This window comes from Paraburkholderia sp., assembly GCF_036488505.1.
GTDB lineage: Bacteria > Pseudomonadota > Gammaproteobacteria > Burkholderiales > Burkholderiaceae > Paraburkholderia.
This window is the reverse complement of record NZ_DASXHN010000010.1, coordinates 1-7,022: the sequence shown is the minus strand read 5'-3', so window position 1 is coordinate 7,022 and position 7,022 is coordinate 1. Positions and strand designations below refer to the sequence as shown.

General features: G+C 67.3%; 6 protein-coding genes and 1 pseudogene. 4 read left to right on the top strand and 3 right to left on the bottom strand.

Features of this window, described 5'->3' with window-relative positions:
- On the bottom strand, window positions 1-575 hold a 575-nt coding region (locus VGH68_RS00690; protein WP_331601585.1), incomplete at its 3' end, for an efflux RND transporter periplasmic adaptor subunit.
- Between the two features lie 40 nt (window positions 576-615).
- Window positions 616-1,938, bottom strand: coding sequence for a TolC family protein (locus VGH68_RS00685; RefSeq protein WP_331601584.1), 1,323 nt, complete (start codon window positions 1,936-1,938; stop codon window positions 616-618).
- A 371-nt stretch (window positions 1,939-2,309) separates the two neighbouring features.
- On the opposite strand from VGH68_RS00685, the gene VGH68_RS00680 reads away from it, so the two are divergent.
- The 3 genes from VGH68_RS00680 (at window position 2,310) to VGH68_RS00670 (ending at window position 5,329) form a co-directional block, all read left to right on the top strand.
- Window positions 2,310-2,972, top strand: coding sequence for a response regulator (locus VGH68_RS00680; RefSeq protein WP_331601583.1), 663 nt, complete (start codon window positions 2,310-2,312; stop codon window positions 2,970-2,972).
- Window positions 2,969-4,333, top strand: coding sequence for an ATP-binding protein (locus VGH68_RS00675; protein WP_331601582.1), 1,365 nt, complete (start codon window positions 2,969-2,971; stop codon window positions 4,331-4,333). The genes VGH68_RS00680 and VGH68_RS00675 overlap by 4 nt, the downstream gene beginning before the upstream one ends.
- A gap of 90 nt (window positions 4,334-4,423) precedes the next feature.
- A complete protein-coding gene (locus tag VGH68_RS00670) occupies window positions 4,424-5,329 on the top strand; it encodes a ProQ/FinO family protein (RefSeq protein ID WP_331601581.1) in 906 nt (301 codons plus the stop codon).
- A gap of 18 nt (window positions 5,330-5,347) precedes the next feature.
- On the opposite strand, the gene VGH68_RS00665 is transcribed toward VGH68_RS00670, so the two are convergent.
- Window positions 5,348-6,697: a TAXI family TRAP transporter solute-binding subunit gene (locus tag VGH68_RS00665; RefSeq protein ID WP_331601580.1), complete on the bottom strand. Its 1,350-nt coding sequence runs from the start codon at window positions 6,695-6,697 to the stop codon at window positions 5,348-5,350.
- A 211-nt stretch (window positions 6,698-6,908) separates the two neighbouring features.
- Here VGH68_RS00665 and VGH68_RS00660 point away from each other — a divergent pair.
- Window positions 6,909-7,022, top strand: a pseudogene (locus VGH68_RS00660) (DUF2946 domain-containing protein); the annotation flags it as partial.

Here is a 7,022-nt window from a genome sequence, read left to right as displayed (position 1 = left end):
AGTTGCAGGATCGGCGCGCCGGCCTGTACCTGATCGCCTTGCGCCGCCGACAGTTGCAGCACGACCCCGTCGAATGGCGCGGTGACCGTCTGGTTGCCGCTCGCGATGCCGGTCTGAGTCTGCGCGGCGAGCGCGGCGCGCGCGTCGTCGGCGGCCTTGCGCGCGCTGGCGAGCTGCGATTGCGTCGCGAGCCCTTTGTCATACAGCGATTGGGTGCGCGCGAGTTCGCCTTGCATCAGCGTCAGCGCGCTTCTGGCCTGCTCGGCTGCGAGCACCGCGGCCGGGTCGGCCTGCACGACGAACAGCGGCGCGCCGCGCTTGACGCTCTCGCCGGCCTGCACGCGCATCTGGGTGACGCGCGCGACGTAGCGCAGATTGATCGTCGTCACGCTCGACGCGGAGGCCGCGACGATCCCGAAGCCGCGCACCGGCTGCGCGATCGTCGCGCGCTGCACCGGCACGGTTCGAACGGCCACAGAAGGCTGCGGTTCGGCGCTCGCGTTGGCATCCGCGTGAACCGGATAAACGCACACGTACAGCAACGAGCCGCACACGAGCACGGCGGCCAGCGCCATCAGGCACGGCCACGGCCACCGCCGCGGCGGCGGAAAAGGGCTATTTTGCATGGGTATCGCTGAAAGTTTGAGCAGAGGAAAACGCGTGGGCGGGCGCTTCGGAGATCGCGCTGCCGAGCAGCGCCTGCAACCCGACGCGCTGCTCGGCGAGCGCTTCGCGCAGCGTCGCCACGTCGATGCGTTTGGTAAGCGCGGCGCTTTGCGCATCGGTGTATGCGCCGAGCGCGAGGTTGTGTTCGGCATAGGCGGCGCCGGCGAGCTGCGCCGCGCGTTCGACGTGCGGCAACGCAGCTTCGGTCTGTTGCAATTGCCGCGCGAGAATCGCGCCGTCTTCGCGCAGACGCGCAACCTCCGCGTAGGCCTGGTTCAGCCGCGTCTGGTACTCGTCGCGCAGCCGCTGGCGGGTCGCTTTTTCGATTGCGACGTTGCCCTGGTTGCGGTTGAAGATCGGCAAACTCAGATTGATCTGAAAGCCGCTCGTGTAGATGTTCGACGTGTCGCGCGCACGCACGAAACCGACCGAGAGGCTCGGGAACTGACTCAGAATCGCCGCGCGATATTTCTGCTCCTGCGCTTCGTAGCCGGCCTGCAACGCGACCAGGTCCGGGCGGCGGCGCGCAAGTTCGGCGAGCGCCGCGTCGAGTGTGGCGTCGTCGAGCGGCGCGATGTCGTCGCTGCTGTCCGCTTGCAACTGCAATTGCATATCGGGTGCAAGGCCGAGCAGCGCGTTCAGATCGTGATGCGTTTGCGCGGCCGCGCGTTGTGCGTCGCTGTATTGCTTGCGCGCGTCGCTGTACGCCAGGAGCGCGGCGTTCAACGAGTCGTCGGTCAGATTGCCGTCGCGGCGCGCGGCCGCCATCCGTTCGTAGCGCGTGCGCGCGAGTTCGCACTGTCGTTGCAGCAACGGCAGCGTGTCCTGCTCGAAGCGCGTCTTGATGAACAGTTCGCGCGCTTGCGCGACCACCTGCCACTCCTGCCACAGCAAGCCGAGGTCGGTCTTCGCGACGGTCGCGTCGGCGGACTGTTGGTTCGCGCTGCGCAGCACGATCGCCATCACGTCGATGCTCAGGCCATAATTGAACGCGCGCGTCGCGCCGGCCGCGCCCGGATAGTCGCTCGATACGCTCAGTTGCGGATCGGGCAGCAAGCCGGCCGAATAAGCCTGCGCGCGGGCGATGCCGAGATCGTCGCGAGCGAGCTCGAGATCGGGATTGTTCGCGACCGCGAGCATCGCGAGCTCGTCGCTGTCGAGGCCATCGGCGGGATCGAAGCGATGCGCGCGGAGTTCAGGCAGCGGCATGGTCGACTCATCGATACGGATGCGTTCGAGCGAATGCGCCGAGGTCGAGGTGTCCTGTGGCACCAGCGGTTCGCGGTGGTAGCTCGCGCAGCCGCCAAGCAGCAGCGCGCAAAGCGTCACCCTTACCGGCTGACGGAACGCGCAACGAACGCGTTGCGCCAGAGTCTGGCAACGCGCGCTTGGCCAGGCCGCCGCGACGGCATCAAAAATCGGCAAAATCCGGCTCCTGTGCGGGATGTGAATAATCGGGCGAGCACGAACAGATGCCGCGCAACCGGACGCGATTTTGCGAAACAGGCGCTTAAGAGAGGCTTAACGCCGCGTCGCGCGCGCGTTGCCGCAACAGGGCGGGCACACGATCGGTGTTCCGTAAGGAACCGTTAAGCTGGCGCCGCCGATAATGCGGCGCGAACCACCGCACGAAGGAGAGAGACATGCGCCTGCTACTGGTCGAAGACGACGACATGATCGCGGAGACGGTGCTCGGCGCGATGCGCCGCGCCGGGTATGCGATCGACTGGGCCGAGGACGGCCGCGCAGCCGAGCTGTCGCTCGGCAACGACGTGTACGACCTCGTGCTGCTCGATCTCGGTCTGCCCAGAAAGGACGGCATCGACGTGCTCAACGCGTATCGCCGCAACGGCGGCGGCGCGCCGGTGATCATCCTGACCGCGCGCGACGCAATCGACGAACGCATCCGCGGACTCGACGCGGGCGCCGACGACTATCTGGTCAAGCCGTTCGATCTCGAGGAACTGGCCGCGCGCATCCGGGCGCTGCTGCGGCGGCGCACCGGCCAGAAGCAGCCGGTTTACTCGCATGGCGAACTGACGCTCGATCCGGCCGCGCACGAAGTCACCAAGAACGGTGCGCCGCTGCCGCTGGTGCCGCGCGAATTCGCGCTGCTGCAAGCGCTGATCGAGGAGCCCACGCGCGTATTCACGAAGGCCGAGCTGGAGGAGAAGCTGTACGGCTGGGGCGAGGAAGTCGGCAGCAACACGATCGAAGTGCACGTGCACAGCCTGCGTCGCAAGATCGGCGCGGATCAGATCGTGACCGTGCGCGGCGTCGGCTACCGGCTGAAAAGATGCGGATGACGTCGATCCGGCGCTGGCTGCTCGGCTGGCTGATCTTCGGCATGGCGGCTGCGTCGATGATCGCGGCTTATGGCATCTTCCACACCGCGCGCCGCGAGGCGAGCGAGCTGTTCGACTATGAATTGCGCACCGTCGCGCTGTCGCTGCCGCCGAATCTGCGAGCCGCGAGCGGCGCAGCGCAGCCGGAACCCGACTTCGGCGATCTCGCCGACGACCGCATCGTCATCCAGATCTGGGATCGCGGCGGCGCGCCGATCTATCAGTCCGCGCGGGCACCGGTGTTTGCGCGTCTGCCGCCGGGGTTCAACACGGTGGAACTGGCCGAAGCCCACTGGCGCACATTCGGCGTCGCGCACGACGAACGCTATGTGCAGGTCGCGCAGCCGGTGTCGGTGCGCGAGGACCTGGCACTGCATCTCGCGTTGCATACGCTGTGGCCGTTCGCCGCGCTGTTGCCGGTGACGATCGTGCTGGCGCTGCTGGTGGTCGCGCGCGGGCTCGCGCCGATCGGCGGACTATCGCGCGCGCTGGTGACCCGCTCGATCGATTCGCTCGAACCGTTGCGGCTCGACGGCAGCGTGCCCGTCGAAATCAGGCCGCTCGTCGAAGCACTCAACGATCTGCTGCAACGGCTCAATAGCGCGTCGCAGGCGCAGCGCACGTTTATCGCCGATGCCGCGCACGAGTTGCGCTCGCCGCTCGCCGCGCTGAAGCTGCAACTGCAGGCGGCTTCCCGCGACGGCTCGCTCAAAGGCGAAGGACAGACGCTCGAGCGCGTCGAGCAGCGCGTGAATCGCATCATCCACCTGGTGCAGCAATTGTTGGCGCTCGCGCGCGAAGACGCGCATCCGGCCACGTCGATGGCGCCGGTCAGCCTGCGCCGCATTGGCGAGCAGGCGGTCAGCGATTTTTCGCTGCTGGCGGAAATGCGCGAAATCGATCTCGGCCTCGAATGCGAACGCGCGCGCGCGCCGAGCGACCCGTACACGGTGCTCGCCGAATCGCACGGGATGAGCGTGCTGCTCGGCAATCTGATCGACAACGCGATTCGTCACACGCCGGCAGGCGGCCGTGTGGACCTGGTGCTCACGCGCGACGGCGATCAGGTCGGCTTCGAGGTGGTCGATAGCGGCTCGGGCATTGCGCCGGCGGAGCTCGACCGCGTGTTCGACCGCTTCTATCGCGGCGAGGGGGCGAAGGGCGAGGGCAGTGGGCTCGGACTCGCGATCGTCGCGCGGATCGCCGGGCGTCATCAGCTCAGGCTGTCGCTGCGCAACAACGCCGGGCGCACCGGCCTGAGCGTCGCGGCATCGGGCCTGCGTGCGTACGATGCCGATCCGGCCGCGAGCGCCGCCAGTTGACCATTCACGAGCCGCCAATAGTTGTCGTAAGCGCGTTTGCACTCGCTGCTACAATCGCACCTTTACGAATCGACAGATTGGTTGTGCACTATGGGTTTCGAACAACTCGCTGAACTGAAGAAGCAACTGGCCGCCGCGCGTGCCGCCGCCGAATCCGCTGGCAAGCCCGATCGTAAGCCGGCTACGCGGCCTGCTTCGAAGTCCGCTGCCAGGCCGGATGCCAACGCGGAATCGCGCTCCGGGTCACGCCCCGACGCAGGCTCCGAGGCCCGGCCCGATTCGAAACCCAACGCCAAAACCGGCCCCCGGCCGGAGCGCAAATCCGGCGCCCGGCCCGGCCGCCAGCACGCGCAGCCGCGCGGCGCGGCGCCCGCCGCCGATGCCAAACCGGTGGACCCGGTGGTGCGCTCGATCGGCCGTCTGCAGAAACGTTTTCCGAATGCGTTCCCGAAGAATCCGGCGCCGAAGCTGCCGCTGAAAATCGGCATTTTCGAAGACCTGATCGTCCATGCGAAGGATCTGTCGCTGAGCGAAGCCGAGTTGCGCGACGCGCTCAAGACGTGGTGCCGTGGCGGCCGTTACTGGAAGAGTCTGGTCGAAGGCGCGCCGCGTATCGATCTGACGGGCGCACAAGCCGGTCAGGTCAGCACGCAGGAAGCAGCGGGCGCGCAGCGTCTGCTCGCGCACCGCGCGGCCAGGGGCGCGCAGAAGGCGGCCGAAACGGCGGCGAATGCGACGCCGAACGCGGCCCAACATGCGACGGCGAGCGTGGATGCCAGTGCCGCTACCAGCGCGGGCGCTGGCGCGCCCGATGCGCCGGGCAGCGAGTCCCCCGTCAGCGCAGCGGCAGTGTCCGGCAACGGCGAAGCGGTGGCCGAATCGGCTGACCAGCAGGCCGAAGCACAGCCCGCTGTGGAGCCGGCCGCACAGCCCGCCGCGCTCCCCGACAACCAGCCAGAGCCGCAAACCGCCGCACCCACTACGTCCCAGGCATAACTTCGCCAGCGGCCTCGCTCACGAGGTCTCCACGGGCGGCGCGGCCGTCAGACGGCTGCGCACGAAGCCCACATGCTCGCGTAGCACATAAAACCCATCCGCATACGCAAGCGGCATGCGCAAATTGTTCAGCGCCGCTTCGATCTCGTCGAGCCGCGCGAGCAATTGCGCACGCTCGTCGCCGGTCGCACCGGCAAGCGCATGCCGTTCGATCGCAATCAGCGAGCCGTAATAGCGATAGATGCGCGAGCGCACGCGCCATCGATAGAGCGCCGGAATCACGCGCATCGCGGGCACCAGCAGCACCGCGAGCGGCAGCAGCAGCACAAGCGTGCGGTCCCCGATGCTGGCAAGCCAGAACGGCAGCGTCCGATATAGAAAACCCTTGCCGGTACGGTAATAGCGCTGCGCGTCTTCGCTGATCGCATATTCATGCTCGACCGGATTCGGAAACTGTCCCGCGCGCTGCAGCAGACCCGCCTTGCCGTGCACTTCCTGCGCGGCCTCGATCAGCAGATCGGAAATCGCCGGATGCAGATTGTTGCGCGCGACCAGCTCGACGGTCGGGCTGATCAGATGCACGGTCGCGGGCGGAATGCGCCGTTTCAGATCGAGCACGCCCGGCGGCAGATCGATCTGATCGAGAAACGGGAAACGACGCGTATACGCGCTCGCTTCGCCGAAATTCATCACCGATACGCCGGGCACCCGCAGCAGCCGCAGCATCAGCCCGCGCGTCGCGGAGTCGCCGCTCAGGATGGCCGCGTCGACTTCGCCCGATACCAGTTGGGTGGCCGCCTCGAGACCGTCGCTTGCGACCAGCGTGGTGTGGCCGCCGGGCTCGATATCGTTCGCCGCGAGCAGTTGCAGCGCGAGCAGGCGCGTACCGCTGCCTTCGCGGCCGATCGCGATGCGTTTGCCGTCGAGCTCCGATAGCTGCGTGAGCCCCGCGCCGCGATAGAACACGACGACCGGCACATAGAACATGCTGCCGAGCGAAATCAGCGACGACGTGTCGATCCCCTCAGCGATGCCGCCTTGCACCAGCGCGAGGTCGACGTGCTGTTGCGGGTCCAGCAGCCGTTTGAGGTTTTGCACCGAGCCGTCCGATTCGAGCACGTTCAGGCGGATGCCGTTGCGGGCGAGAATCTTCCTGTACTGGTTGGCGGTGACGCTGAACGAGCTGTCGCGCGGACCCGCGCTGATCGTGATCGTGCGCGGCGGCGCCGGGTTGACGAACCAGACCGCCAGCACGGCCACGAACGCGACGAGCAGCGCCGTGGCGAGCCAGGGCAGCAGATGGTCGCGCCAGTCGGCACGGCTGTGCTCGCCATGAAACTGCGGGGGACGCGGACGCCGTGCTTTCATCAACACTCCGTGCCGAAGGGGGACCACGCATTGTCGCTGGTGCGCGGCGGCTTTGCCGTTGGCAGTTTGCTCTATTGACCGGACGCTGGCGGGTCTGCGGAGGTGCTCTGGCGGCTTTCTCGTGCGCGCGGCCGCCGCTGGGAAAAGCGCGGCACGTGGCATAATTTGCCGCAAATCGCGGTCTTGCAATTATCGGCCATCACTTCGCAGCCTGGCTGCCCGGCGCATGTTGAATCGTTGGCATCAGAAGATCGGCAGTTGGCTGGGGTTGCTCGCGATCCTGATGACGGCGCTCGCGCCCACGATCTCGCAGACACTCGCGGCG